The following is a 24,421-nucleotide window of genomic DNA, read 5'->3' on the forward strand; positions in this document are numbered from 1 at the left end:
AAGCAGAAGATAAAGGGTAAAGGCGGGTGAAGGCCTAATGGCTGGCCTATATATAAGCGGTCTGGCTTCCGGCTTAGACACAGAACTTCTAATTAAGCAACTCATGGAGCTTGAAAGAACACCGGTAAAAAGGCTTCAGCAGCGCAAATCCACATTGCAAATCCAAAAAGATGCTTGGCATGATGTCTATACGCGGCTGAGCACTTTACAAAGTAAGGTAGCCTCTTTGAAGGTTTCTTCTACCTTTCAAGCACGGAAGGCAATTTCAAGCAATGAAAGTACTTTTACGGCCACGGCGGATACTACGGCTGCTACCGGTAGTTATAAAATTCGAGTAGATAAGCTGGCTCAGGCTGAAATTATTCAATCGACTCTACTGGGAAGTATACTTGAAGATACTTTTATTGGTTCAAGTAATATCGATTTAGCCCAAACTACTGCTTATGTTGATTATAATCAGGGTAAAGTTACCCTTGGCGCAGGTGCTCCTTATAGCGGCCCCAAAGAGATTGTTTCCCAGAATAAATCAATTAGCGGAATATCATATCTGCGGTTTTACGCCAATGCTTCTAAACCCGCCAGTACAGATATTAAGTATTATTATTCTACAGATAACGGTACAACCTGGATAGAAATAGCCGATCCGGGGAGTACGGGAACAGAGATATATGTAGGAGGGGCTACTCAAATTAAATTCAAGGCTGTATTATCTACAACGGACAGCAACGTTACCCCTGAATTATTTGATTACCGTTTTGTAGAGGCGAGAAAAGTCAGTGGTACTTTTAAAATTAATGGACGGGAAATAACTATTAGCAATCCTACCAGCGACTTAACGGTAATAAGAGATGCTATTAATAATGCCCGGGCAGGCGTGACCGCCAGCATTGTTAACGATAAGCTGCTACTGACAGGAGATAATACGGGGGAGTTGGCGAGGATTACGCTAGAAGAGGTAAGTGGTAATGTCCTGACTGGTCTCGGTTTGTTAAACGGGGGAGTCAATAATGACCTTCAGCCGGCGCAAGATGCCGAGGTATGGGTAAATGGACTGCTGGTAAAGAGCGCAACTAATACAGTAACCAATGCTATACCAGGGGTAATTTTGACTTTGCACAAAGCGACGGGCATAGACGAAACCCTTACAATTGCCAATGATACAGCACCAGCACTAAACGCTATTCAGGATTTTGTGAACCAGTATAATTCGGTGATGGATTTTATTAGCACTAAAATCGGTAAAGGCGGCGATTTGCAAGGGGATCCCACTCTGGCCAGGATACAGCAGAGCTTATGGACAATGGTGACTGGGATTGTAGAGGGTACAAGTGGTAAATATCGTACCCTGTGGGATATAGGTATTTCAACCGGCTCAGTCGTCAGGAGCGGTACCCTTACCTTTGACAGGAGCGGCAAGCTTACTCTGGATACAACCAAACTCACAGCCGCTCTAGAGGATGACCCCAAGGCTGTTTTGGCCTTATTTGAAAACAGCGCAGATAAAGGCGTGGCGGAAAAACTTGATACATATATTAATGCGCTTGTCCGTTCAGGCAATGGCATACTAACGACTAAAGAGCAGTCTCTACAGGACATAATGGATGACTTAGAAGACCAGATAAACCGGCTAGAGGAACGCCTGGCGGCCAAGGAGGAACAGCTAAAAAAGCAATTTGCGGCCATGGAGAAGGCTCTAAGTATGCTCCAGTCCCAAGGAGCCTGGCTGAGCTCACAGATTATGGGGCTTAACGCTTACAGTCCAGCGGCTCGCAAATAGTCGGCGAGCCTAATACTTAGTGCTGGAGCTAGAAATAAAACTGCACTGTGTGAGGTGAAGATAGTGGCTACATCTGATCCCTACCGGACCTATCAGGAAAATCAAGTACAGACCCTGTCCCAAGAAAAACTGGTGCTTATGCTTTATGACGGCGCCATTAAATTTTGCAGCCAGGCTTTACAGGCCATGGAGAAAAAGGATTATGCCAAGACAAGTTATTATATTGGACGGGCGCAGGAGATTTTGAGCGAACTGATGGTGACTTTAAATTATGAAGCAGGGGAAATAGCGCGTAATCTTTACCGCTTATACGATTTTATGTACCGCTGGCTTATTGAGGCTAATGTGAAGAAGAGCACAAAACATATTATCGATGTAAGAAGCATGTTAACTGATTTGCGGGATACTTGGGAGGAGGCCACCCGGCGCTACCACAGCCATGACTACCGCACCAGGACGGCTGAATTAAACTGGCGGGGTTAAAAGAGGGACAGCGCCAGGAGGAAGTTTTGGGCACCGGGTTGACGAACCCTTCAGGTAAAGGTAGAAGAAAAGCCTGGAAGGAAAGGATTTAGACAGTGGAGAGGCGAGCGATTCCAGAGCAGGTGGCTGCTCTAGAAGAGTTACGGGAAATACTTTGCCGGCAAAAGGAGGCTGTGGCTGCAGGTGATTTTGCCCAACTTGCCGAATTGCTGCAGGAAGCCAATAACTGGCGAAGCCGGCTGGGAGATTTAAGTCAAGCTATTGCTGGGCAGGAGCTGGCTAAGGAAGAAGCGTGGCAGACATTCTTAACTGTGTTATCAGAATGCCTGCGTCTACATGAGGAAATTGTAGACCTGGCTTGTCACCATAGGGCAATGATGGAAGAGGAGCTGCAGCTTTTATTTAAAGCTCAACGGGTGGCGCAAGCCTATGAGCGTAATACACAGATAGTCCCAAGGTGCTTAGACCGCCGGAAATGAGCTACCGGGGCCTGGGGTAGGGGGTCAATGGAGTGAGTCGTAATATCGCTATTACGAAACTTTCCAGCCGGGGGCAGATAGTTATACCAAAGGAAATCAGGCAACTCCTGGCCTGGGAAGCAGGAGACCATGTGGCGGTAGAAGTACAGGGAGAAAAGGTTATTTTACGACGGATAGTCCTGAGGGATTATTTGGAGGACTCTCCAGAGGACCCAAAGTCGCTGGGAAATAGCGGGTTAAGAATCTAGCCATAAATAAAGCAACCTTGACGGACGAGGTCGAGAAATGCTAAAAATATAGCGTAAAGGAAATTGGCAAGGGAGGCGCCAAGGCTTCCCTTTTTTACTGCTTCAGGAAGGGGGCATATTATGGACTTAAAGGAAGAGATCGCCCGTAAAGTAGGGGAGGAGACGGGCATCGAGGTCACTGGACGAGATATCGAGGAAGTTATATCGGGCCTGCTCGCAACCTCCCACTTTTGGGAAGTTGTCCAGCTAGCCCGCCTGCCCTTTAGTGTTGTGGCCAGAACCATAAACCTCCTGGCTGAGCGAGGTTGGGTAGAGGTCACGGCGGACGGAGAAATCAGTTTGACTTTGGCCGGGCAAGACGTGGTAGCCCGGGAAGGGATACGACCCCGGAAGATTTATACTTGTCCTGCCTGTGAGGGCCGGGGAGTAGCCTTAAAGGGGCTGGAGGACTTGCTGCAAAGATTTGAAGAAGTGACAGCCCAACGTCCTCGGCCTATAATCGAGTACGACCAGGGGTTTGTAACGCCGCAGACTACGGTGAGCCGGATAGCCCTGATGGCCAGCCGTGGCGACCTGGAGGGTAAAAGCTTGCTGGTCCTGGGCGATGACGATCTGGTTAGTCTGGCGGCAGGGCTTTCAGGAATGCCCTGCGAGGTAGTAGTGCTGGAAATCGACGAAAGGCTCATTAATTTTATTAATGAGGTGGCCCGGAAAGAAAACTTGCCGGTGTCTGCCCGCAGGTATGACTTCCGGGATAGATTGCCCGGTGAATACGTGGGCCACTTTGATACCTTTATTACCGATCCACCGGAGACTCTGGAAGCCCTGGAGGTTTGCCTTAATCGGGGCCTCACGGCTCTTAAAGGCGAAGGATGTGCCGGTTATTTTGGTTTAACCCATGCCGAGTCATCTTTAAAAAAATGGAACTTATTACAGCAGTTGCTAGCAGGCAAGTTTAAAGTGACCCTCACCGATATCATCGAGGATTTCAACCATTACGTTAACTGGGATTACCTTCTCCCCAGCCTCAAAACTAATCTACCTTTCGTCCAGGTACAGCCACGTATAAACTGGTACCGTTCGGCCATGTACCGTATACAGACTCTGGGACATGTTGAAGGTATTAAAAATGAGCCCGCAATTTGTGAACTGTATGTGGATGAGGAAGCCCTTATATATGGTAAGGAGTAACCACGAAATTTTTTACCTAAATTTTGGCGAACGGTGCAGGATTTTGCTTTTTTATGTTGAATAATTATCAGTTGTAGAGTAAAAAATTCTTACTCGGCGCTCTGTTGTCAAGGGCAAGCTCCCCGAAAGGGGATGCGCGCAAAGCCATGGGTCTAAGGCTTTGGCAGACCGAGTATTTTCACGGGTTTGCCAGGGCTAAGATCGCCAGGCTGCCGGCGCCGGGGTCGAGGGAAGGCCCGCCCTTGCAAGGAGCGGGCTATTTTGATAGGACTATAGTCCTAAAAGAAATGGGGACTATAGACCTATACACATTTTGCCAATTTCTTATTAAGATCTAGGATAAAGACGAAAAAAGAGGAAAAAGAGGAGATTATAAGTGTTTTTGTCGCCGGTACTGGAAGTTTTGACCAGGGCTTTAGATGCGGCTGCTCTGCGGCAGCGCACCATTGCCCATAACATAGCCAACGTCAACACTCCCGGTTTTAAACGCTACTATGTGACTTTCGAGGAACAGTTGCGGCGCGCCCTAAAGGTAGAAGGGGGCTTATCCCTCCACCGCACTCATCCTGAACACCTGCCCCGGAGCACTTTTTCCATAGAGCCGCGGGTGGAACAGGAACGAACGACTTCGATGAGGGAAGATGGCAATAACGTGGACATTGACCGGGAAATGGTAGAGCTAGCCATGAATAGTATTAATTATAACCTGGCCGTGCAACAGTTAAACGGTCGCCTGGGGATGTTGCGGTATGTAATTAACGAAGGGAGAAGGTAAGGATGGAATTGCTTCCTGCCCTGCAAATTAGCGCTTCCGGCTTAACGGCCGAACGGTTGCGACTGGACTTGATAGCCAGCAACCTGGCCAACATCAATACTACCCGCACGCCCCGGGGAGGCCCTTATCGCCGCCAGGTGGCCATCTTCGCCGAGCGCTTGCGGGAGACCCTGGGGAGCGGCGAGAGCCTTGTGCCGGGTGAGGGTGTGCGGGTGGTGGCTATCGCCGAGGACAGCACGCCTCCCAGGATGGTTTACGACCCGTCCCATCCCGATGCTGATGCCCGGGGTTACGTGGCCCTGCCCAATATCAATGTAGTAAACGAAATGATAGATATGATCACCGCCGCCCGGGCCTACGAGGCCAACGTAACGGTGCTTAACGCAGCCAAAGCCATGGCCCTAAAAGCCCTGGAGATTGGCCGGGCCTAACCTCCTCTTAGATTGGACTGAGGAAAGGAGACTGTCACATGCTGAGCGAGATATCTATGCTATTACCCGTGTCGCCCGTCCCGCTCCAGGAAGGGCGGGCCGCAAAAAAAGCCGGGGCCTTTGAGCTGGTTTCCTCTTTCCGGGAAGTGCTGGCACAACAATTTAAAGCCTTAAATGAAAGCCAGAAGCAGGCCGATGCACTCACCCTCAGGTATTTGACCGGCGAAGTCCAGGACCTTCACCAGGTGATACTCGCCTTGGAGCAGGCCAATCTATCTCTACAACTGGCTATGCAGGTGCGCAATAAAGTGATAGAGGCTTACCAGGAAATTTCACGCATGCAAGTTTAGGGGCTCAGGGGATGAAACTGCAGGAGCTACCCGGGAAAATTACAGCTTACTGGTGTGGCCTTAGTCCGGCCAGGCGTTCGGCTCTGCTGGTGGTGACTTTGGCCGGGTTGGCGGCTGCTATCTTGTTTTTTAACTGGGTCACGAAGCCCGATTTTGTTCCTCTCTTTACTAAGTTGGATCAGCGAGATGCGGCCGCGGTGGTAGAAAAGTTAAAGGAGATGAAGGTGCCGTACCGGATCGCTGATGAAGGGACTACTATCCTGGTGCCTAAAGACAAGGTTTACGAGACGCGTCTCAGTCTGGCCAGTGCCGGGGTGCTAGGGCGCTATAACCTGGGTTTCGAACTTTTTGACCAGAATAAACTGGGCATGACCGATTTCGAGCGCCGGATAAATTACCAGCGCGCCTTGCAGGAAGAATTACGGCGCACCATTATGGCCATGGAAGAAGTGGAAGATGCCCGGGTTCACCTGGTGTTGCCCCAGCCGAGCGTGTTTTTAGAAGAGAAAGTACCACCTTCGGCCTCCATTGTACTGAAATTGAAACCCTTGGCCCAGCTGCAGCCCGGCCAGGTACAGGGGATTATGCAGCTGGTGGCGGGCAGCGTAGAGGGGTTAAAGACGGAAAATGTACATATCATAGATACCCAGGGCAACGTCTTGAGCGCGGGACTGGTGGACACGGGTAACCCACCGGTAGGGGTGCAGCAGCAGAGGCAGCAGGAGCTTAAGCGGGCGGTGGAGAGGGATCTGGAGCAAAGGATTCAGGGTATGCTCACCAGGATCCTGGGCCCGGGCCAGGCGGTGGCCATGGTGAACGTGGAGCTGGACTTCAACTTGCAGGAGGTCACCCGCAGGGAATGGGGCAAACAGGGGGCCTTGCGCAGCGAGCAGATTAAAACCGACCAGGGCAGCAGCAGCGGGGCCGGGGGTCCTACAGGCGATCTTAATAGGGAGCCTGCGGGCTACGCCGCTGTGGTACCCGGCAACAGCACGTATAACAAATCGGAGACGACGCGGAACTACGAACTGGATGAAACCCAGACGCGCATTGTATATGCTCCGGGCCAGATTAAAAGATTATCTGCTTCTGTGGCTGTCAATGGGCCGGTAGACCCTCAAAAGGAAGATCAGATCCGCCAGATTGTAGCTGCCGCAGTCGGCTACCAGCCGGCGCGGGGGGACCAGATCTCTGTTTTAAGCCTGGCCTTTGATGACTCCTTGCGCCAAAAAACTGAAGCGGAGATGGCCGCAGCGGAAGCCGCAGAGAGGCGGAGGCAGCAGATACGCCTGTATGCGAGCCTGGGGGCTGCAGGTTTAGGTTTGCTGATTTTGCTTATCCTGGTCCTAATCTTTCGCCGACGCAGGTCCGCTCGCGTTCTGGAACAGATCCCCGGAGTTAGGGTACCGCTGGACCGCGTGGTGATAACTGAAGAGCAGGTTGCCGCCAGCGAGGAGGAGCGGCGGGAAGAAATGGAGCGACGGGCCCGACAGGAGAGGATGCGCGAACTTGTTCGCCAGCATCCGGAAGAGGTTGCTCAGCTGCTTAGAGCATGGCTGAGGGAGGAATAGAGGAGGAAAGTGGCGCGACAAAAACAACTTACAGGATTAGAAAAGGCAGCTATTTTTCTTATCACCCTGGGCCCAGAATTGTCTTCTATGGTAATCAAGCAGTTGCCCCAGGAAGATATGGAGCGGGTTACCTATCAGATTGCTAATACAACGGTAGTTGATGCTGGCAGTAAACAACAGGTGATGGACGAGTTTTGGGAGTTGTATGAGGCGCGGCAGTACATTCTGCAGGGGGGTATAAAATATGCCCGCGAGGTACTGGAAAGGGCCGTGGGGCCTGCTCGAGCAGCAGAGATTATTAAAAAGCTTATGGCTACCTCCAAGATACGTCCGTTTAATACCATTCGCAAAGCCGATCCCAAACAGCTGGTAAACTTTCTTTATAACGAGCACCCCCAGACAATAGCCTTGGTTTTGGCTTACCTGGAACCGGAGCAGGCTTCGGTGGTTTTAAGTTCCTTACCTGAGTACTTACAGGCCGGTGTAGCCAAGCGCATTGCCTTGATGGAGCGGGCTTCACCCGAAACTGTAAGGGAACTGGAGCAGATATTGGAGCAGCGCCTTTCTTCAGTGGTGGGCCAGGACTTTGCTGCGGCCGGAGGGATAAAGACGGTAGTAGATATTTTGAACCGGGTGGATCGCAGCACTGAACGCACTATCCTGGAAGCCCTGGAACAGGATGATCCGGAACTGGCGGATGAAATACGCAAGCGCATGTTTGTCTTTGAGGATATTATCACCCTGGATGACAATTCCATTCGCCGGGTACTCAGGGAAGTGGACATGAAGGATCTAGCGCTGGCTTTAAAGACAGCCAGCGAAGAAGTGGCCAACCGTATCTACCGCAACCTGTCCAAGCGGGCAGCGGAAATGCTTAAAGAAGATATTGAGTACATGGGTCCGACCCGCCTGCGGGATGTAGAGGAAGCCCAACAGCGGATTGTGCAGATTATTCGGCGGCTGGATGAGACCGGTGAGATCATTATAGCCAGAGGTGGACAGGATGCAGTGGTGGTCTAGGGTTATCAAGGAAGTGGCCGCCACGAAGGAAGAATGTCAGGTGCCAGTGCGGCAACTGGTAAACTGGTGGCCCGGGCAAGGGGCAGAGGTGCCCCTAGAAGAGAGCGAAGGAGATGTCAGGGAAAGGGCAGCGGTTATCCTGGCCCGGGCGCGCCAGGAGGCCGAAGCCCTCCGGCAGGCAGCCCAAGAAGAGGTCGAGCTCTTAAAGCGCCGGTCGTGGGAGGAAGGCTACCAGGCAGGCCTGGAAGAGGGGCGCCAGGAAGGGTTCCAGGCTGGAGCCGCCAAGGCTGAAGCTTTGCGTGAAGAAGCGGAGCATTACCGCCAAAGGGCCAGGCAATTGTTAAAGGAGGCCAGAAGAGCCTACCGGGATACCATAAAAGCCGCCCAGGAGCAGATCCTGGACCTGGCCTTGGAGATAGCTGCCAAGATAGTAGGAAAGCAGGTGGAGCTGGACCCGGATATAGTCTTAGATATCGCCCGGGGAGCTATCCACGAGGTGGCTGAGGGACAGTTTTATATTATTTATGCTGCTCCCCGGGATGCCGAGTTTTTACGGCAGCACCGGGAGGAGTTACTGAAGGAGGTGGGTGCTGGTGCCCGCCTGCAGGTGGTGGCTGATGAGGAGCTTAAGCCAGGTGGTTGCCGGGTGGAGACGGAGAGCGGCTTTGTGGATGCTACTATAGATACTCAACTGGAAACTGTTAAGCGCGTTCTTAAAAGAGGCGGGAAAGAATAAAAATGAGAGGACGAGCTTTGTCACTGGAACTTTTGCGCCAGGCCGACCTGTGGAAGCGAGGGGGCAAGATAACCAGGGTTACCGGGCTTACCTTGGAAGCGCGGGGCCTCAAGGCAGCCATTGGTGAAATTTGCCATATTTATAGTAACGGTCAGGCTCCTGTGGTTGCCGAAGTAGTGGGCTTTCGGGAAGATTTGACTTTGCTCATGCCCCTGGGGGAGCTAGAAGGCATAGGACCCGGGTGCCGCGTTATGGCTACTGGACAGGAGCTTAAAGTAACGGTGGGTAATGGGCTTTTGGGTCGGGTATTGGACGGTTTGGGAAGACCCATGGACGGTGAGCTGCCGGTCAAGGGGGAAAAATATCCTGTTAACAATTCACCCCCTAAGCCTCTGGAGAGGCAACCCATTCAGGAAATTTTGACTACCGGGATAAAGGCTATTGATGCTTTGCTCACCTGCGGCTACGGCCAAAGGGTAGGGATTTTTGCCGGCAGCGGAGTGGGCAAGAGCACTCTCCTGGGGATGATTGCCCGCCATAGCACTGCGGATATCAATGTTATTGGGCTCATCGGCGAGCGGGGACGGGAGGTACGGGACTTCCTGAAGGATAATTTGGGTCCCGACGGGTTGAAACGTTCGGTAGTGGTCGTAGCCACTTCGGATCAGCCGGCCCTGGTGCGCATTAAGGGGGCTTTTGTGGCTACGGCTATTGCGGAGTATTTTCGTGACCAGGGGCGCAAAGTGCTGTTGATGATGGATTCCCTTACCCGCCTGTGCATGGCCCAGCGAGAAGTTGGGCTGGCTATCGGGGAACCGCCCACCACTCGGGGTTACACGCCATCAGTTTTTGCTCTCCTGCCACGGCTGGTGGAAAGGGCGGGCAATAGCTCCCGCGGCTCTATTACAGGCCTTTATACTGTATTGGTGGAAGGAGACGACTTTAACGAACCTGTAGCCGATGCCGTCAGGGGACTCCTGGACGGGCATATAGTCCTCTCCCGCCAACTGGCGGCCCGCAATCACTATCCGGCCATTGATGTTTTGGCCAGCCTCAGCCGTCTTATGCCGGAGATTACTTCAGCCAAGCAACAGGAGCTGGCCGGAAAGCTCCGGGAGTTGTTGGCAGCTTATATGGAAGCAGCCGACCTTATTGAGATCGGTGCTTACCAGGCGGGGTCCAATCCGCGGGTAGATGCTGCCCTGAAGTATTATGATAGTATTCAAGAATTTTTGCGCCAGGATAAAGAAGAGTATTTTTCTTACGAGGAAACGCTGGAAGCTTTACAGGTGGCGCTGGCAGCCTAAAACCAAGGGGGTAGCCTAAGTTGCGGCCTTTCCGCTTTTCCTTGGAGAAGGTACATGGATACCGCCTGGCAATAGAAAAACAGCGAAAGAGGCAACTGGCCGTTGCCCGGCAGCGACAGGCGGAGGAGGAGATGCTCCTTAGACAATACCTGGAAGAAAGGGAGAATTTCCAGGAAAAAGTGGCGCGAGGTCCGGGAGAAGCCAGGTTAGGGGAGCTCTGGCAGAGAGATCTTTATTTGCAAATGCTGGATTCTAGGGTGGAATTGCAGGGGGAGAAGGTGGAACAGGCCGTTACAGCGGTAAAAGAGCAGCAGGACCTGGTAATGCAGGCTATTAATGAGCGGAAAATCCTGGATAGTCTAAAGGCGCGACAGCAAGCAAGCTATAGCTATTTGGCGGCGCGGGAAGAGCAAAAGTATCTGGATGAGGTGGCTGTACTAGGTTATGTCCGCCGGCAAGAGGAGCCTTAACTGGCGTATCCCCCGCTTTGTCTCTAGGCCTGCTTGGCTTGCGCTCGCTCCGGAAACCCTCGCGGGCCAAACTAGACGCTTGGCTCAAGGCTCCGGCAGGCTTCCCGGCAAATTCGGCATCCTGCCTCAATTGCCGGCCTCGGCCATCCGTGGCCTCGGGCCTGCCTCCGCCTTTCGCCAAGCTTAAGTTTGGCTACCGCTCGGGTTTAGTCGCTCGCTTCCAAGCCTAAGCAGGCCTCACCAGCAAAAACTGGGGATAACTCAGAAGCCTTAACCCCCAATGAAGGAGGTGAAGGGATGAGATCTGCAAGTGTAGCCCAGCTGCAGTCAGCTGCTAAAATTCCTCCCCGTATTGAGAAACGTCAAAGAGAGGAAGAAGCCGTTTCTTTTGCCGGTTTTCTGGAAGGGTTATTACAACCTGCGGCCACTAGTCCTCCTTCCGGACAAACGGCGGCTGAAGAGGTAACCGGAGCAGGTCAACCGAGTGCTGCTAGACAGGGTGAGGGGACTCAAGCAGAAGGGGTTACTGCTGCCAGAGGGCCAGAACAGGCGAGCACGGGTGAAATGGTAGAGGCAAAAGGGGTAAACACGGCCATGGCCGGGGAAGTGTTCTGGCCGGAAGTTTTACCGGCTCGGCCTGTGGAGCTGTTGGTCAGCCTTGCGGAGGGCCGGGCCCTGGTGATGCTCCGGAATCCGGTAAAGGTGACCGGTGAAGAGATGGAGGTTGCGCAGGCTGCTCCTGGGCAACAAGGCCAAGTTTCACAGGGTTCCCCGGAGCTAACGTTGGCCGCCGGGGAGCTAGCTAAGAATATTCCGTTGCTGGATACTTCCAAAGTACATATGCCGGTGGACAAGGCGGTCCCGGTGGCTTCCCAAGGAATGAAGAATAAAGAAAGCTCAGGGGCCAAAGGTCCGGAACTCAACCCTGCAGTGGCAATTAATAATAATGGCGCACAAACAGCTGCAAGGGTTGGCGTTTTGGAGGGAAGCAACGAAAAAGTGCTGTGGCCCAGGTCGGCGGGGGAAGAGTTCTCTGAAAGCAGCCCTAGGCCAAGGGATAACCTGGCCAGTACCACGACGCTATCCTCAGGAGACAGGGTACAGGGTTCCTGGGGAACCCCAGGGGCAGAGGCGAGCCTCGAGGGAAAGATCGCTAATTTAGACGAAGTGGCGGCCAGGTTGATTTCCACAGCCCAGTTGGAAAAGAAATGGGGCCGGCAAGAACTGGAGTTACAGTTGCGGCCTGAAGGGCTGGGCAAGGTGCGTTTACATACCGTTTTGACGGATAACCGCCTCTCCGTGCAAATGCTGGTGGAAACACCGCAAGCGGGAAGATTGCTTCAGATGTCCTTGCCGGAATTGCGACAGGTACTCCTGAGCCAGGGGCTGCAGCTCGAACAGCTCCAGGTGGAAATAGACCACGGGTATTCCGGCGGCCGGCCGGATCTGGCGAACAGGGAGGGTAGGTCCAACGCTGGCCGTAGCGGTTTCCTGGAGGGTCTGGAACAGGACCATTTGGCTGTTGATCCTGTGGGCATGAGTTATCTTCTAAACTATCTGGCCTAACGGTGAGGTGAAGCGGCCGTGCAGGTAGGCAGTATTTACAGCAGCGCGCCCTATGAAGCCGGAGCTATAGGGCAGAAGAGCTGGAATAAAGCCGATTTCCTGCGCCTTATCGCGGTGCAGCTCCAGTATCAGAATCCCCTCGAGCCCATGAAGGACACGGAGTTTATAACCCAGCTGGCCCAGTTTACTATGCTGGAACAGCTATACGACATGATAGAGCAGCAGCGCTACGCTTCTTTTATCCAGGCTCAAGGGCTTATCGGTAAAGAAGTTACGGCAGTAGTGGGAGAGCAAACTGTTACAGGCACTGTAGAAGCTGTGCGCCTCCAGGGTAATGATATATTAGTGAGAGTTAATAGTACGGAATTTTCCTGGACCAAGTTACGGGAGATCCGGGACTCAAAAAACGGAACTTAAAAGGGGGTTTACATAACTATGATGCGTGCCCTTTTTTCAGCTGTATCGGGTCTGCGCACCCACCAGACGCGCATGGATGTCATTGGGGATAACATAGCCAATGTTAACACAGTGGGTTTTAAGAAAAGCGCTGTTACCTTTAAAGATGTTTTTTACCAGACCCTGCGGGGCGGCTCGGCTGCTACCGCTGATATAGGTGGTACTAATCCCCAACAAATCGGGCTGGGGGTGACCTTGGGTAGCATAGATGTTATTCATAGCCAGGGAGCGGCCCAGGCTACGGGCAATGGTACAGACCTGATGATCCAGGGGGACGGGTTCTTTGTCTTAGGGGATGCCACTGGCTCTCGCACATATTATACTCGCGCCGGGGCTTTCCATTTCGATGAACAGGGCTATCTAGTCAATCCCGATGGTTGGTTTGTGCAAAAAGATGGAGGAGGCCAAATTCAAGTTCCTACTGATGCTCAAAGTTATAGCATTGATGGGACAGGTGAGGTAAAGTACATTGATGTAAACGGTACGCCCCAGACTGCTGGTAAAATTAAACTGGCAAAGTTCCCCAATCCCTCTGGACTGGAAAAAGTGGGTAGCAATCTTTATGCTGCTGCTCCGGCTGCGGGAGCGGTCCAGGAAGGAACAGCTGGTACAGGTACCTTTGCCAATACCATTGTCATCCCTTCGGCCCTGGAGATGTCCAACGTTGAACTGGCCCAGGAGTTTAGCGACATGATTATTACCCAGCGGGGCTTTCAGGCCAACGCCCGCACCATTACTGTTTCGGATGAGATGTTGCAAGAGCTAGTGAACCTCAAGCGTTAAAGGGAGTGCGGGATAACCCTGGCCGCCAGGCAAACAGGAAGCGGGTGAGGAAATGATTAAAGTTACAACGCTAGATAAGCGGGAGATCGCCCTCAATGCTGAGCTGATAGAGAGGGTGGAGAGTATACCGGAGACGGTTATAACCCTGACCAATGGGAAAAAAGTTCTGGTAACCCAGTCCCTGGATGAAGTGATGGAGAAGGTAATAGCCTACCGGCGTCTGATAGCTCAGCCCTTCGGGAAGCAAGATGAGGTGAAATGATTTGCGACGCCTGGACGCGATGACCATAATGGGTATTCTGGTAGGTATCGGTTTGTTGGGCGGTTCGCTGGTGTTGGGGGGTAACCCTGGTCTTTTCTGGAACGTTCCTTCTATTATGGTGACCGTGGGGGGTTCCCTGGCGGCTATTCTGATTAACTTCGGCTTTGAAGAGGTGAAAAATGTTTTCGGTACCGTTAAACAGGCTTTTACCACAGATTTAATGGACCCGCGGGAATTAATTCAAATTTTTTCCGAATTAGCCCGGAAAGCTCGACGTGAAGGGCTACTAGCCTTGGAGGACGATGCCAATCGCCTGGAGGACCCTTTTTTTGCTAAAGGTATTCAACTAGTAGTAGATGCTATGGAACCGGAAATGATCCGGGAGATACTGGAAACAGATATGGCTTTCATGGCCCAGCGCCACGAAGTTGGACAGCGTATATTCAAGACGTGGGGAAATCTCGCGCCAGCTTTTGGTATGATCGGTACTCTGATCGGGCTGGTACAGATGCTGGCCAAACTGGACAGGCCTGAAGCTTTAGGTCCTAGCATGGCTCTGGCTTTGATCACCACCTTTTACGGGGCCATTATGGCTTACATGTTCTTTATTCCCCTGGCAGGCAAGCTGGCCTTGCGCAGTGAGCAAGAGATGCTTTTGAGACAAATGATGCTGGAGGGCATAATAGCCATCCAGTCGGGTGTTAATCCCCGTATTTTGGAAGAAAGGCTGCATTCTTTCCTGCCCCCCAAACTGCGCCGGTCCAAAGCCAAGGAAGAGGGCCAGGAAGAAGTGGCCGAAGGATATTTTAGCAGTAGGGTGTAACAGGGTGTAATCAGGTTTTACTAACTTTAGGAAGGAGCGGAGCCCGATTTACTTTGGCTAAACGGTAAACGGGATAAGGATTATGCTAAAAAGGAAGCGAGACAAAGAAAACAAGGAGGAAGGCGCTCCCACCTGGATGATCACCTATTCGGATTTGATGACCCAGTTAGTAGTGTTTTTTGTACTTATTTTTTCCTTTTCGGTTATCAACCAGCAAAAATTCCAGCGTTTCTTGGCCTCTTTCCAGGGAGTGGGGATCCTGGAAAGCGGAGTGGGGATTCTGGCCCGAGCAGAACCTACGCCGGAAAGAAACCAGGAGGCTCTAGAGCTCCCGTTAGATACGGAGGCTCTGGCCCAGGCCCGGGAGATGATGGAAACCTACCAGTCTATACAAAATTTTTTAGCCGAGAGCGGTTTAGAGGATATGGTGGAAGTGCGTTATGAAGAAGGCGGCGTGGCTCTGGACATTAAAGAGCGCATCCTGTTCGATTCCGGGAAAGCTGACCTTAAGCCGGAGGCCATGCTCGTGCTGGATAAGCTGGCAACTCTTCTAGCCAGGCTGCCCAACAATATAAGGGTGGAGGGGCATACCGATAACCGGCCTATAAATACCCCAGAGTTTCCCTCTAACTGGGAGCTTTCCGCAGCTCGCGCCATCCGAGTGGTGCGCTATTTTATCGATAAGCATAAGCTGGAGCCCTCGCGCTTTACAGCAGTAGGACACGGGGAATACCATCCTTTAGTCCCCAATGATTCCCCCGAGCATATGGCTCAGAACCGGCGAGTAGTTATACTCATTGGGTCCAGGCAGGTGCAGTACCAGGTCCCAGGGAGCGAGGTGTATAGAAGTGGCCGTTAGAAGAAGCAGAGTCGAAGAAGAGGAACCGGTTAGGGAAAAGCGTAAAAAACCCTGGCTGATTATCTTTTTAGTGGGCGTAATAGTTTTAATGAGCGGTGGTTTTGCGTACCTGTACCTAAGTGGAAACCGGTTGTCAGCAGGAGAAAATCCCGGGAAAGAAGTACATCGGGCTGAAATTCGCAAATTAACCCTGGAGAGTTTTGTAGTAAACCTGGCCGATCCGGGGTTCCGCCGTTATCTGCGGGCCAAAATTACTCTGGAATATACTAATCCTCGCCTGGAAAGCGAGCTTAATGAAAAGGTCCACCGCATTCGCGACGCCATAATAGCAGTTCTGCGCAGCAAAAAGACAGAGGAATTGAGCCAGGAAGACGCCCTCAAGCGAGAACTCCTTACAGCGGTAAATGCCCAGCTGGAGACCGGACAGGTGCAGGCCCTTTATTTTGAAGAATTTATTGTCCAGTGAGGTAGCGAAGGCTTATGCCGTTTACAGAAGAAGAAATCCAGCAATTGATTGAAGCCCTGGAGGCGTCAGAAAAACCGCGGATAAAGAAGGCTACCTTTGCCCAGCTTAAGCCGGTGGAGAGCCCTGGAAGAGGCACCACCCTGGACAAGCTTCTGGACATCCCTGTAAAAGTTTCGGTGGAACTGGGGCGGACCAAGCTGAAGGTGAAGGAAATATTGGAACTAAAGGAAGGATCTCTTATTGTCCTCAACAGACTGGCGGGAGATCCTGTGGATATCCGGGTCAACGGTAAACTCCTGGGCCAGGGCGAAGTAGTGGTGATTAACGATGCCTTTGGGGTGCGCCTGGGTTCTCTGGTCGAGGTTCCGGGAGAGGAGACCTGAGGTGTATGGAACAAGACTTTACCATGGCCCTGCTGCGCCTCTTTATTTTCCTTCCCCTGGTTTTGCTCCTGGCTTACGCGACGGTAAAATACGGCCTGGGCCGGGGACACCTCCCCTTGATGGGCACGGGGCGGTTGCAGGTGGTGGCCAGGTTACCCGTAGGACAGAAGAGCGCCCTTCTGGTGGTGCGCTGCGACAAACGCTATTTTCTCATCGGGGTGGGTGAGGGACCGCCGGTTTTGCTGGCAGAGTTGCCGGATTACACCGAAAGCGAGTTAAAAGAGCTGGAGGTGCTAGAAGAAAACGGTGAGAACCGGTGGAAAACGTGGCAGCAGAGGTTTCCAAGATGAAGGGGCACAAGTTTTTGCTAGTAGTTTTAGTGGCTTCTATGTTAGCTGGGGGGCTTTATTTGGGGATAAAGCCAGCCCTGGCCCAGCCTGTACCAGGACTGGAATTGCGCTTGACACCTACGGAGGAGCCGGGCAAAGTGGCGGATACGGTCAAGCTCCTTATCCTGCTGACTGTTCTGGCGCTGGTACCGGCTATCCTCTTGCTCATGACTTCCTTTACCCGAATTATTGTAGTGCTGGCCTTTGTGCGCAGTGCGCTGGCTACCCAGCAGGTGCCTCCCAATCAAGTGCTAATCGGCCTGGCCTTATTTCTAACGTTTTTTATTATGGCCCCTGTGTATAATCAGGTAAAAGCTCAGGCCCTGGACCCGTACCTGGCGGGGCAGATAAGCCAGGAGGAAGCCCTGGCCAGGGGCGCTAAGCCGTTGCGGGAGTTCATGTATCGCCAGACGAGGGAGAAGGATTTGGCCCTCTTCATACGCATGTCGGGAATGCCCGAACCCCGCACCCGGGACGATGTGCCTCTGTACGTTTTAATCCCGGCCTTTGTGATAAGCGAGTTAAAGACGGCCTTTCAAATGGGCTTTCTTATATACATACCTTTTTTGATTATCGACCTGGTTATCGCCAGCACCTTGATGGCCATGGGTATGTTTATGGTACCGCCGGTTATGATCTCCCTGCCCTTTAAGTTAATGCTCTTTGTACTAGTGGATGGGTGGTACCTGGTGGTCAAATCCCTGCTAGAAAGCTTTTAGAACCGGTCTTAAGGAGGTGGCCCTAGGGAGCTATGACGCAAGAATTTGTATTAAGTCTTGCCCGGGATGCCCTGACAACAGCTCTGCTTTTGGCCGCGCCGGCCCTAGCTTTAAGTCTAGTGGTGGGAGTAGGCATAAGTATTTTGCAGGCCACTACCCAGATCCAGGAGCAGACTCTTACTTTTGTGCCCAAGATCGTAGCCGTGCTCCTCGCCACCCTGTTCCTGGGGCGTTGGATGTTAGGGGTTCTCACCCAGTTTGCCGGACAGCTCTTGGGCAACTTGGGGTCTCTGGTGCGGTAAAAGACAGGAGGTTACGCGGGCATGGTGTCCTTCCCTTACCTGGCGCAAGCAGAAATGTTTTTCCTGGTTTTGGTGCGCCTCACCGCTTTCACGGTAGTAGCTCCTTTTTTCGCTGTGCGGAATGTGCCAATCCTGACCAGAGCGGGTCTGGGATTGTTGCTCGCTTTTCTTTTGTTTCCTACAATAGCTACGGTAACCCAGAATGGCGATGCCTGGAGAAACCCTGTGTTATATGCCCTGGCCGTGATAAATGAGGCTCTGGCGGGCCTGGCTCTGGGCTATATAGCCACTCTCATTTATAGCGCAGTCAGGGTGGCCGGTGAGCTCCTGGATATACATATAGGGTTGGCCATGGCCAACCTCCTCGATCCCCAGAATGCAGCTCCCGTTACGCTGCTGGGGCAGTTCTGGACTCTGCTAGGCCTCCTTCTTTTTTTGCAGCTGGACGGGCATCATATTTTGCTGCTGGCTTTGCGAGAAAGCTTTAGAGTTTTGCCTCTAGGAAATTTAAAATTCGACGGAACGCTGGTATGGGATGTAGTACGGTTGCTGGACAACATGATGATATGGAGTGTGCGCCTGGCGGTGCCTGTGCTGGTGGTGCTGGTGGTGGCCGACCTTTCCTTAAGCTTGATAGCCCGCACCGTGCCCCAGCTTAACGTCTTTATTTTAAGTTTTCCCTTAAAAATTGGCTTGGGACTGCTCACACTTATAGTGATTTTGCCGCTGGTGGTTACGGCTATTGGCAATCTGGTAAACCAGATGGAGCGCGATCTGGTCGTGATTATAAGGTCCTGGCCGCGGTAGGGGAAGGTTATGGATTTTTTTGACTTGCAGCTTTTTGCCGAAGAGAAAACGGAAGAGGCTACGCCCCACCGCCTGCAGGAAGTACGGCGAAAGGGGCAGGCTGCCCGCAGCAATGATTTAAGTACCGCTCTGGTATTGCTGGCGGTCATTCCTTTTCTTTACTCGGAGCGGGAGGTTTTCTGGCAAAGAATGGCCCGTTTGTTGGGGTGGTTTTTATCTTGGCCGCGGCAGGACCTGGATGCGGACAGCTTGCGCGCTCTCCTTTACCCGGTCCTGGTGGACGTGGGGGGGCTGGTCGCCATACTCTTCGGCCTGGCCGCTGTCGTAGGGCTGGCAGCTAATTTTGCCCAGGTGGGCTTCCTTTTTACTACAGAGAATGTAAAACCCCGGCTGGAAAACCTGGACCCGGTTAAAGGATGGCAGCGGCTTTTTTCCCGGCGGAGCCTGGTGGAACTGTTCAAGGGCCTGGCCAAAGTGTTACTGACCGGCGCCGTCGTATGGCAAATAGTGCGGGGAAAGTTTTATGATTTGCTTTTTACCATGGACACGAACCTGGTCCAGGTGATAGATATAGGGAGCCGCATAACTTTCCAAGTGGCCCTGGGTGCCCTCGTTATTTTTCTGGCCATTGCCATGGTCGATTACCTTTTGCAGCGGCGCGAGTTCCTCAGGAATTTGCGAATGACCAAGGCCGAGGTCAAGGAAGAATTGAAACAGACGGAAGGCGACCCCTTAGTGCGCTCGCGCTTGAGGGAGAAACAGCGCCAGCTCGCCCGGCACCGCATGATGCATGCCGTGCCCCAGGCCACAGTGGTGATCACCAACCCCACCCATTTAGCTGTGGCTCTCCGCTACAGGGAAGAAGAAGGGGCACCGCGGGTGGTGGCCAAGGGAGCAGGGGATATCGCCCGGCGCATCGTACAGGTGGCCCGGGAACACCGGGTGCCGGTGGTCCATAACCCGCCGGTGGCCCAGGCCCTCTACCGGCAGGTGGAGCTGGGCCAGGAGATACCGGTAGAGCTCTACCAGGCGGTGGCGGAGATCCTAGCCCATATCTACCGTTTACAGGGGCACTTTTAGACCTGTTGCAGGCTAGCCCAAGTAAATTCCAGGAGGTGAGGACAGCATGGCTTTACCCGGCAGTCCCGGTATGCTGTCCGCCTTACGAAGACTGACACCCTATAATGATCTTCTGATAGCCGGCTTGGTCCTGGCCATAGTATTGCTCATTGTCATTCCCGTGAGCCCCCTGGTCATGGACCTCTTGCTCATCATCAATCTGGCGGTCAGCATGGTGATCCTCCTTACCACCATGTTCACCACCTATAACCTCCAGTTTTCGGTCTATCCGGCTTTGCTCCTGGTGGTGACTTTGTTTCGCCTGGCCTTAAACATTTCTTCCACGCGGCTTATTTTGAGCCAGGCCAATGCCGGTAGCGTCATCCAGGCCTTCGGCAGCTTTGTGGTGGGTAATAACTATATAGTCGGCTTTATTATTTTCCTGATCATCACGGTTATCCAGTTTGTAGTAATTACCAACGGTGCCCAGCGGGTAGCGGAAGTGGCCGCTCGCTTTACCCTGGACGCTATGCCCGGAAAGCAGATGAGCATCGATGCGGATTTGAATGCCGGAATTATAACCGAGGAGGAGGCCAAGGAGAGAAGGAGGCTTTTGCAGCGGGAAGCGGATTTTTATGGGGCCATGGACGGTGCCAGCAAATTTGTACGCGGTGATGCCGTTGCCGGTCTGGTAATAACGGCTATCAACATCCTGGGGGGCCTGGCCATAGGAATCTGGCAGTTAAAGATGCCCCTGGACCAGGCCCTGCAGACCTATACGCGCTTGACCATCGGTGATGGCCTGGTGAGCCAGATACCGGCCCTGCTGGTATCTACGGGGACTGGCATCCTGGTCACCCGGTCCGGCGCTACGGCCGATTTCGGGAGCGAGGTGGTCCGCCAGCTCACCGGATTCCCCCGGGGGATAGCCCTGGTGGCGGCGGTATTGTTCCTTCTGGGGTTAGTGCCCGGCCTGCCCCACTTGCCCTTTTTCATCCTGGCAGCGGGGTTGGGATATGCGGCTTACGCCCTGGCCCGGGAGCAAAAGGCCAGGGAAGGAGAGCTTAAGGAGGCAGCGGTGCGGGCTCGAGGAGAAAAGCGCCAGCCGGAAAATGTCCTGGCCCTCTTTGAAGTGGACCCCCTGGAAATAGAAATAGGTTACGGGCTTATACCCCTGGCCGATGAGAGTCAGGGAGGAGATCTCCTGGACCGGCTGGCTGCAGTGCGGCGGCAGTGCGCCCTGGACCTGGGTATTTATGTTAAACCCATTCGCATCCGGGATAATTTGCAATTGCCGCCCAATGCTTACGTTTTTAAAATTCGGGGGGTGGAGGCTGCCCGCGGGGAAGTCATGCCCGGTTATTTTTTGGCTATGAACCCGGCGGGCGAGGTAGAGGCGCGGGGCATTCTTACCCGCGAGCCTACCTTTGGCCTGCCAGCCTGGTGGATTACTGCTGATGAGCGCCAGGAAGCTGAGCTTAAAGGTTTTACTGTGGTGGACTGCACTACAGTTCTGGTTACTCACTTGACGGAATTTATCAAGGCCCATGCCCATGAGCTACTGGGGCGCCAGGAAACCCGGGAGCTCCTGGACAAGGTCAAAGAGAACAGCCCGGCGGTGGTGGAGGAGCTGGTACCTAATCTCTTGTCACTGGGCGAAGTGCAAAAGGTGCTGCAGAACTTGCTGGTGGAGAGGGTTCCCATACGCGATTTGACCACTATTCTGGAGGCCCTGGCGGACGCAGCGAGAGTTAATAGAGAACTAGATTTTCTCATTGAAGCGGCGCGCCGCAGCCTTTATCGGGTTTTAAGTAAGATGTATGCGCCCCAGGGCAAGGTTACGGCCATTACCCTTCACCCACGGTTAGAACAGGAAATAGCGGATTCACTACAGCCCACAGCCCAGGGCAACTTTCCGGTGTTGCCGCCGGAAAGGGCGCGGGAACTGGTGAATAGATTGAGCCAGGCGATAACCAAGGTGGCCCTACAGAGCGTGCAGCCGGTACTTCTTTGCTCCGGCCGCATTCGGCTCCCCTTGCGGCGTTTTCTCCAGCGCTCTTTGTCTAGTTTGCCTGTTCTTTCCTACAGCGAACTGGACCCCGCCCTAGAAGTGGAGGCAGTAGAGGTGGTTAGTTTAAATGAGAATTAAGCGCTACGTGGTAAAGGACATGCAAGAAGCCTATGTGGCCATCCGGCGAGATCTGGGCCCCGAGGCAGTGATTATATCTGCTAGACGGGTACGCCAGCCGGGGCTGAGAGGCCTTTTCCAGCCCCCACGGCTGGAAGTGACTGCCGCAGTAGAAACTGGTGCTGGCGCTTCAGCCAGGCGGGAGGAGAGCGCGTTAGAGCGGGAACTGGCGGAAATAAGGAGGACTTTGGAAAAGCTTACTTCATCTACGAGTTCTACCGGCGCCTCCGGCCCCCTGGCGGAGTACCGGCGGCTCCTCCTGGCCCAGGATATAGGGGAAGACTTGGTGGAGGACCTGCTGGCCGGCATGGAGGGCGCAGCTAACGGAGAAGTACTGGCCCAGGCTATTTTGGCCCGCCTGGCCCAGTATTTGGCCCCGGCCCAGCAGGGGAAGGGAAGGGAAGAGCGCATTAAAGCCCTGGTGGGCCCTACCGGCGTGGGCAAGACCACTACCCTGGCCAAACTGGCAGCGCACTTTAGCCTTTACCGGCACCAGCGAGTGGGATTGATTACCCTGGACACCTACCGCATAGGGGCGGTGGATCAACTGAAGACCTATGCCGAGATCATGCGGATGCCGCTGGAAGTGGCCATGACCCCTAAGGAGTTCAGGGAGGCCATCGCCCGGCTGGACCGGTGCGATGTTATTCTGGTGGATACGGCCGGTCGCCCGCCGGAGAACCGGGCCCAGCTGGCGGAGATGGGGGGGTTTCTATCCGCCGTGCGGCCCCTGGATGTATACTTGGTTTTGAGCAGTACTACCAGGAGCACCGATCTCCTCCGGGCGGTGGACGGTTATCGCCTGCTAGAGTTCAATCGCCTTATTTTCACGAAACTAGATGAAACAGCCTGCCCGGGTGTAATAGCCAGGGTGGTCCGGGCCACCGGAGCGCCGGTAGCTTATATAACCACGGGGCAAACCGTGCCGGACGACCTGGAAGAGGTTGAACCTTACAATCTCGCCCAGCTTATCTGGAAAGCGGTGGTCCAAGATGGATCAAGCAGCCCGGCTGCGTGAACTGGTAGCTAGAGGCCCTTCCGGCGAGGGCCGGGTCATCGCGGTGGCCAGCGGTAAGGGCGGGGTGGGCAAGACCAGTATCGTGGTAAATTTAAGCCTGGCCCTAGCCCGAAGGGAAAAGCAAGTGATGCTGCTGGACGCGGACCTGGGACTGGCCAACGTGGATATTTTGCTGGGGCTAGTACCGCGGTGGGACTTGAGCCAGGTGGTGCGGGGAGAAAAGGAGCTTAAGGAAATTGTAATAGAAGGCCCGGAAGGGATTCGCCTCATCCCGGGCGGTTCAGGGGTGCAGGAGTTGGCCGATTTGACAGCCCCGCAGCGCGAGCACCTGATAAAAAGCCTGGGCCAGGTGACTGAGGGAACCGACTTTTTCTTAATAGATACCAGTGCCGGTATTTCCCGCAACGTTTTAAGCTTTGCGGCGGCAGCCGGTGAGGCCATAGTGGTCACCACTCCTGAACCCACAGCCATAACCGATGCCTATGGCCTCATCAAAGGACTGTCCCGGCTTAAAGTAAAGCTGCACCTGCTGGTGAACAGGGCGGTGACTTTAGCCGAGGGGCGAGAGACAGCTGAGAGGTTGCGCTCCACGGCCAGGCGTTTTCTGGGCCTGGAGGTATCCTTCTTAGGAGTCATACCCGAGGACCGGGCAGCAGGCCTGGCCGTGCGCGAGCAGAAACCCCTCCTCATGCGTTATCCTTCCTCGGCAGCGGCCCGGGCTATAGAGGAGGTAGCCGATAACCTCCTGGGAGTGCCGTCTTCTTCCGGCCGCGGTGGGAGCAAGTTTTTACAGCGCCTGTGCCTGCTTTTAGGGAGCAGAGGAGGAAAATAATGCCGCGCTACTCCTTTTTGCGGATCAACCGCAAGATTACCATAACCCAGCTTAGGAGCGGTAAATCTTTTTCTACGGTAATCCAAGATGTAAGGGATGAGGGTTTTGCGGTTTTGGCGCCGGAGATAACAGAAGTGGTTTTAAGCATCGGGGAAAGGGTCAAGGCGGTAGTCCCCGCGCTGGATGCCAAATACGAGTTCGAAACCACGGTGGCCAAGCAGACCTTCGATCCTGTCTTCCTTTACTATTTCCACTGGCCCCAGGCGGTTAAAAGGATACAAGAGCGCAGGTTTGTACGGGCCAAGGCGGCTCTGGAAATATATTATTCTCCTCTGGTAGAACCGTCAGGTGAAGAATTACCTCCGGAAATACCTGTGCCGGACCGGAAGGGGTACACCGTGGACCTGAGCGGTGGCGGTGCCCAGCTGGTCCTCAAGGAAAAGCCGGAGATAGACAGCTTTCTCTTGTTAAGCTTGCCGCTCCCTGATGGAAAGGGGGTGCCTCTCCTATTGAAAGGCCGGGTTAAGCGAGTGGTACCAAGGATGATTAAAGGGCGGGAATGTTATGAGGTGGGCGTAGCCTTTGAATGTCTCACGGACAAGGAAGAGGATCGCCTGGTGAGCTTTGTTTTCCAGCGGTTGCGCGAGGAAAGACGCCAAGAGAGGTAGAGG

At 53.5% G+C, this 24,421-nt stretch carries 30 protein-coding genes and 1 riboswitch; all 30 genes read left to right on the forward strand.

The features are described 5' to 3' along the window. Window positions 1-37 precede the first annotated feature (37 nt). The 30 genes from fliD to AC1BI1_RS04000 all read left to right on the forward strand — a co-directional run bounded on the left by fliD (window position 38) and on the right by AC1BI1_RS04000 (window position 24,418). The gene (gene fliD, locus AC1BI1_RS03855) at window positions 38-1,777 is read left to right on the forward strand and encodes a flagellar filament capping protein FliD (protein WP_476715938.1); all 1,740 of its coding nucleotides are present in this window, start codon (window positions 38-40) and stop codon (window positions 1,775-1,777) included. 63 nt (window positions 1,778-1,840) lie between these two features. Further along, window positions 1,841-2,260: a flagellar export chaperone FliS gene (fliS, locus tag AC1BI1_RS03860; RefSeq protein ID WP_476715939.1), complete on the forward strand. Its 420-nt coding sequence runs from the start codon at window positions 1,841-1,843 to the stop codon at window positions 2,258-2,260. A gap of 95 nt (window positions 2,261-2,355) precedes the next feature. Further along, window positions 2,356-2,739, forward strand: coding sequence for a hypothetical protein (locus AC1BI1_RS03865; protein WP_476715940.1), 384 nt, complete (start codon window positions 2,356-2,358; stop codon window positions 2,737-2,739). Window positions 2,740-2,771: 32 nt separating this feature from the next. Beyond that, on the forward strand, window positions 2,772-2,987 hold the full coding sequence (locus tag AC1BI1_RS03870) for an AbrB/MazE/SpoVT family DNA-binding domain-containing protein (RefSeq protein WP_476715941.1): 216 nt from the start codon (window positions 2,772-2,774) through the stop codon (window positions 2,985-2,987). Between the two features lie 120 nt (window positions 2,988-3,107). Then, window positions 3,108-4,178: a bis-aminopropyl spermidine synthase family protein gene (locus tag AC1BI1_RS03875; RefSeq protein ID WP_476715942.1), complete on the forward strand. Its 1,071-nt coding sequence runs from the start codon at window positions 3,108-3,110 to the stop codon at window positions 4,176-4,178. 102 nt (window positions 4,179-4,280) lie between these two features. Then, window positions 4,281-4,395, forward strand: a riboswitch (cyclic di-GMP riboswitch). A 159-nt stretch (window positions 4,396-4,554) separates the two neighbouring features. Next, window positions 4,555-4,953 carry a flagellar basal body rod protein FlgB gene (gene flgB / locus AC1BI1_RS03880; protein ID WP_476715943.1) on the forward strand — a complete coding sequence of 133 codons (399 nt, stop codon included), beginning with the start codon at window positions 4,555-4,557 and terminating at the stop codon, window positions 4,951-4,953. A 2-nt stretch (window positions 4,954-4,955) separates the two neighbouring features. After that, entirely contained in the window at window positions 4,956-5,384 is a 429-nt protein-coding gene (gene flgC, locus AC1BI1_RS03885) for a flagellar basal body rod protein FlgC (protein ID WP_476715944.1), read from the forward strand. 38 nt (window positions 5,385-5,422) lie between these two features. After that, on the forward strand, window positions 5,423-5,734 hold the full coding sequence (gene fliE, locus AC1BI1_RS03890; protein ID WP_476715945.1) for a flagellar hook-basal body complex protein FliE: 312 nt from the start codon (window positions 5,423-5,425) through the stop codon (window positions 5,732-5,734). 11 nt (window positions 5,735-5,745) lie between these two features. Continuing rightward, complete coding sequence (gene fliF / locus AC1BI1_RS03895; protein WP_476715946.1) at window positions 5,746-7,305, forward strand: flagellar basal-body MS-ring/collar protein FliF; 1,560 nt, start codon at window positions 5,746-5,748, stop codon at window positions 7,303-7,305. A gap of 9 nt (window positions 7,306-7,314) precedes the next feature. Continuing rightward, window positions 7,315-8,325, forward strand: coding sequence for a flagellar motor switch protein FliG (fliG, locus tag AC1BI1_RS03900; RefSeq protein WP_476715947.1), 1,011 nt, complete (start codon window positions 7,315-7,317; stop codon window positions 8,323-8,325). After that, window positions 8,309-9,061 (forward strand): FliH/SctL family protein, encoded by a 753-nt coding sequence (locus tag AC1BI1_RS03905; protein WP_476715948.1) that lies wholly within the window; start codon window positions 8,309-8,311, stop codon window positions 9,059-9,061. The genes fliG and AC1BI1_RS03905 overlap by 17 nt, the downstream gene beginning before the upstream one ends. Window positions 9,062-9,078: 17 nt before the next feature. Next, window positions 9,079-10,368 (forward strand): flagellar protein export ATPase FliI, encoded by a 1,290-nt coding sequence (fliI, locus tag AC1BI1_RS03910; RefSeq protein ID WP_476715949.1) that lies wholly within the window; start codon window positions 9,079-9,081, stop codon window positions 10,366-10,368. A 20-nt stretch (window positions 10,369-10,388) separates the two neighbouring features. Next, a complete protein-coding gene (gene fliJ / locus AC1BI1_RS03915; RefSeq protein ID WP_476715950.1) occupies window positions 10,389-10,838 on the forward strand; it encodes a flagellar export protein FliJ in 450 nt (149 codons plus the stop codon). Between the two features lie 297 nt (window positions 10,839-11,135). Then, window positions 11,136-12,404, forward strand: coding sequence for a flagellar hook-length control protein FliK (locus tag AC1BI1_RS03920; RefSeq protein WP_476715951.1), 1,269 nt, complete (start codon window positions 11,136-11,138; stop codon window positions 12,402-12,404). Between the two features lie 18 nt (window positions 12,405-12,422). Beyond that, a complete protein-coding gene (locus tag AC1BI1_RS03925) occupies window positions 12,423-12,821 on the forward strand; it encodes a flagellar hook capping FlgD N-terminal domain-containing protein (RefSeq protein ID WP_476715952.1) in 399 nt (132 codons plus the stop codon). Between the two features lie 18 nt (window positions 12,822-12,839). Further along, window positions 12,840-13,643, forward strand: coding sequence for a flagellar basal body rod protein FlgG (gene flgG / locus AC1BI1_RS03930; RefSeq protein WP_476715953.1), 804 nt, complete (start codon window positions 12,840-12,842; stop codon window positions 13,641-13,643). 52 nt (window positions 13,644-13,695) lie between these two features. Further along, window positions 13,696-13,905 (forward strand): flagellar FlbD family protein, encoded by a 210-nt coding sequence (locus tag AC1BI1_RS03935; protein WP_476715954.1) that lies wholly within the window; start codon window positions 13,696-13,698, stop codon window positions 13,903-13,905. A 1-nt stretch (window position 13,906) separates the two neighbouring features. Beyond that, window positions 13,907-14,728, forward strand: coding sequence for a motility protein A (locus AC1BI1_RS03940; protein ID WP_476715955.1), 822 nt, complete (start codon window positions 13,907-13,909; stop codon window positions 14,726-14,728). An 82-nt stretch (window positions 14,729-14,810) separates the two neighbouring features. Further along, window positions 14,811-15,587 carry an OmpA family protein gene (locus tag AC1BI1_RS03945; RefSeq protein ID WP_476715956.1) on the forward strand — a complete coding sequence of 259 codons (777 nt, stop codon included), beginning with the start codon at window positions 14,811-14,813 and terminating at the stop codon, window positions 15,585-15,587. Continuing rightward, window positions 15,577-16,053, forward strand: coding sequence for a flagellar basal body-associated FliL family protein (locus AC1BI1_RS03950; protein ID WP_476715957.1), 477 nt, complete (start codon window positions 15,577-15,579; stop codon window positions 16,051-16,053). The genes AC1BI1_RS03945 and AC1BI1_RS03950 overlap by 11 nt, the downstream gene beginning before the upstream one ends. Before the next feature lie 14 nt (window positions 16,054-16,067). Beyond that, window positions 16,068-16,436 (forward strand): flagellar motor switch protein FliN, encoded by a 369-nt coding sequence (gene fliN / locus AC1BI1_RS03955; RefSeq protein WP_476715958.1) that lies wholly within the window; start codon window positions 16,068-16,070, stop codon window positions 16,434-16,436. 5 nt (window positions 16,437-16,441) lie between these two features. After that, a complete protein-coding gene (locus AC1BI1_RS03960) occupies window positions 16,442-16,786 on the forward strand; it encodes a FliO/MopB family protein (protein WP_476715959.1) in 345 nt (114 codons plus the stop codon). Beyond that, window positions 16,783-17,544 carry a flagellar type III secretion system pore protein FliP gene (gene fliP, locus AC1BI1_RS03965; RefSeq protein ID WP_476715960.1) on the forward strand — a complete coding sequence of 254 codons (762 nt, stop codon included), beginning with the start codon at window positions 16,783-16,785 and terminating at the stop codon, window positions 17,542-17,544. Before AC1BI1_RS03960 ends, fliP begins: the two co-directional genes overlap by 4 nt. Window positions 17,545-17,576: 32 nt before the next feature. Beyond that, complete coding sequence (gene fliQ / locus AC1BI1_RS03970; protein ID WP_476715961.1) at window positions 17,577-17,846, forward strand: flagellar biosynthesis protein FliQ; 270 nt, start codon at window positions 17,577-17,579, stop codon at window positions 17,844-17,846. 21 nt (window positions 17,847-17,867) lie between these two features. Next, window positions 17,868-18,653, forward strand: a complete 786-nt coding sequence (gene fliR, locus AC1BI1_RS03975; RefSeq protein ID WP_476715962.1) for a flagellar biosynthetic protein FliR — start codon at window positions 17,868-17,870, stop codon at window positions 18,651-18,653. Between the two features lie 9 nt (window positions 18,654-18,662). Continuing rightward, a complete protein-coding gene (flhB, locus tag AC1BI1_RS03980) occupies window positions 18,663-19,733 on the forward strand; it encodes a flagellar biosynthesis protein FlhB (RefSeq protein WP_476715963.1) in 1,071 nt (356 codons plus the stop codon). 46 nt (window positions 19,734-19,779) lie between these two features. Beyond that, window positions 19,780-21,861, forward strand: a complete 2,082-nt coding sequence (gene flhA / locus AC1BI1_RS03985; protein WP_476715964.1) for a flagellar biosynthesis protein FlhA — start codon at window positions 19,780-19,782, stop codon at window positions 21,859-21,861. Continuing rightward, window positions 21,851-22,918, forward strand: a complete 1,068-nt coding sequence (gene flhF / locus AC1BI1_RS03990) for a flagellar biosynthesis protein FlhF (protein ID WP_476715965.1) — start codon at window positions 21,851-21,853, stop codon at window positions 22,916-22,918. The genes flhA and flhF overlap by 11 nt, the downstream gene beginning before the upstream one ends. Next, complete coding sequence (locus AC1BI1_RS03995) at window positions 22,893-23,750, forward strand: MinD/ParA family protein (protein ID WP_476715966.1); 858 nt, start codon at window positions 22,893-22,895, stop codon at window positions 23,748-23,750. The genes flhF and AC1BI1_RS03995 overlap by 26 nt, the downstream gene beginning before the upstream one ends. Next, complete coding sequence (locus tag AC1BI1_RS04000) at window positions 23,750-24,418, forward strand: flagellar brake protein (RefSeq protein ID WP_476715967.1); 669 nt, start codon at window positions 23,750-23,752, stop codon at window positions 24,416-24,418. The genes AC1BI1_RS03995 and AC1BI1_RS04000 overlap by 1 nt, the downstream gene beginning before the upstream one ends. Window positions 24,419-24,421: the final 3 nt, after the last annotated feature.

The organism is Thermanaeromonas sp. DSM 22490, from assembly GCF_056378755.1.

Bases quoted from the DNA above. Each gene is read 5' to 3' on its own strand.
- fliD (WP_476715938.1), top strand. From the start codon at position 38: ATGGCTGGCCTATATATAAGCGGTCTGGCTTCCGGCTTAGACACAGAA.
- AC1BI1_RS03875 (WP_476715942.1), top strand. From the start codon at position 3,108: ATGGACTTAAAGGAAGAGATCGCCCGTAAAGTAGGGGAGGAGACGGGC.
- flgC (WP_476715944.1), top strand. From the start codon at position 4,956: ATGGAATTGCTTCCTGCCCTGCAAATTAGCGCTTCCGGCTTAACGGCC.
- fliE (WP_476715945.1), top strand. From the start codon at position 5,423: ATGCTGAGCGAGATATCTATGCTATTACCCGTGTCGCCCGTCCCGCTC.
- fliF (WP_476715946.1), top strand. From the start codon at position 5,746: ATGAAACTGCAGGAGCTACCCGGGAAAATTACAGCTTACTGGTGTGGC.
- AC1BI1_RS03905 (WP_476715948.1), top strand. From the start codon at position 8,309: ATGCAGTGGTGGTCTAGGGTTATCAAGGAAGTGGCCGCCACGAAGGAA.
- AC1BI1_RS03920 (WP_476715951.1), top strand. From the start codon at position 11,136: ATGAGATCTGCAAGTGTAGCCCAGCTGCAGTCAGCTGCTAAAATTCCT.
- flgG (WP_476715953.1), top strand. From the start codon at position 12,840: ATGATGCGTGCCCTTTTTTCAGCTGTATCGGGTCTGCGCACCCACCAG.
- AC1BI1_RS03935 (WP_476715954.1), top strand. From the start codon at position 13,696: ATGATTAAAGTTACAACGCTAGATAAGCGGGAGATCGCCCTCAATGCT.
- AC1BI1_RS03945 (WP_476715956.1), top strand. From the start codon at position 14,811: ATGCTAAAAAGGAAGCGAGACAAAGAAAACAAGGAGGAAGGCGCTCCC.
- fliN (WP_476715958.1), top strand. From the start codon at position 16,068: ATGCCGTTTACAGAAGAAGAAATCCAGCAATTGATTGAAGCCCTGGAG.
- AC1BI1_RS03960 (WP_476715959.1), top strand. From the start codon at position 16,442: ATGGAACAAGACTTTACCATGGCCCTGCTGCGCCTCTTTATTTTCCTT.
- fliP (WP_476715960.1), top strand. From the start codon at position 16,783: ATGAAGGGGCACAAGTTTTTGCTAGTAGTTTTAGTGGCTTCTATGTTA.
- fliQ (WP_476715961.1), top strand. From the start codon at position 17,577: ATGACGCAAGAATTTGTATTAAGTCTTGCCCGGGATGCCCTGACAACA.
- fliR (WP_476715962.1), top strand. From the start codon at position 17,868: ATGGTGTCCTTCCCTTACCTGGCGCAAGCAGAAATGTTTTTCCTGGTT.
- flhB (WP_476715963.1), top strand. From the start codon at position 18,663: ATGGATTTTTTTGACTTGCAGCTTTTTGCCGAAGAGAAAACGGAAGAG.
- flhA (WP_476715964.1), top strand. From the start codon at position 19,780: ATGGCTTTACCCGGCAGTCCCGGTATGCTGTCCGCCTTACGAAGACTG.
- flhF (WP_476715965.1), top strand. From the start codon at position 21,851: ATGAGAATTAAGCGCTACGTGGTAAAGGACATGCAAGAAGCCTATGTG.
- AC1BI1_RS03995 (WP_476715966.1), top strand. From the start codon at position 22,893: ATGGATCAAGCAGCCCGGCTGCGTGAACTGGTAGCTAGAGGCCCTTCC.
- AC1BI1_RS04000 (WP_476715967.1), top strand. From the start codon at position 23,750: ATGCCGCGCTACTCCTTTTTGCGGATCAACCGCAAGATTACCATAACC.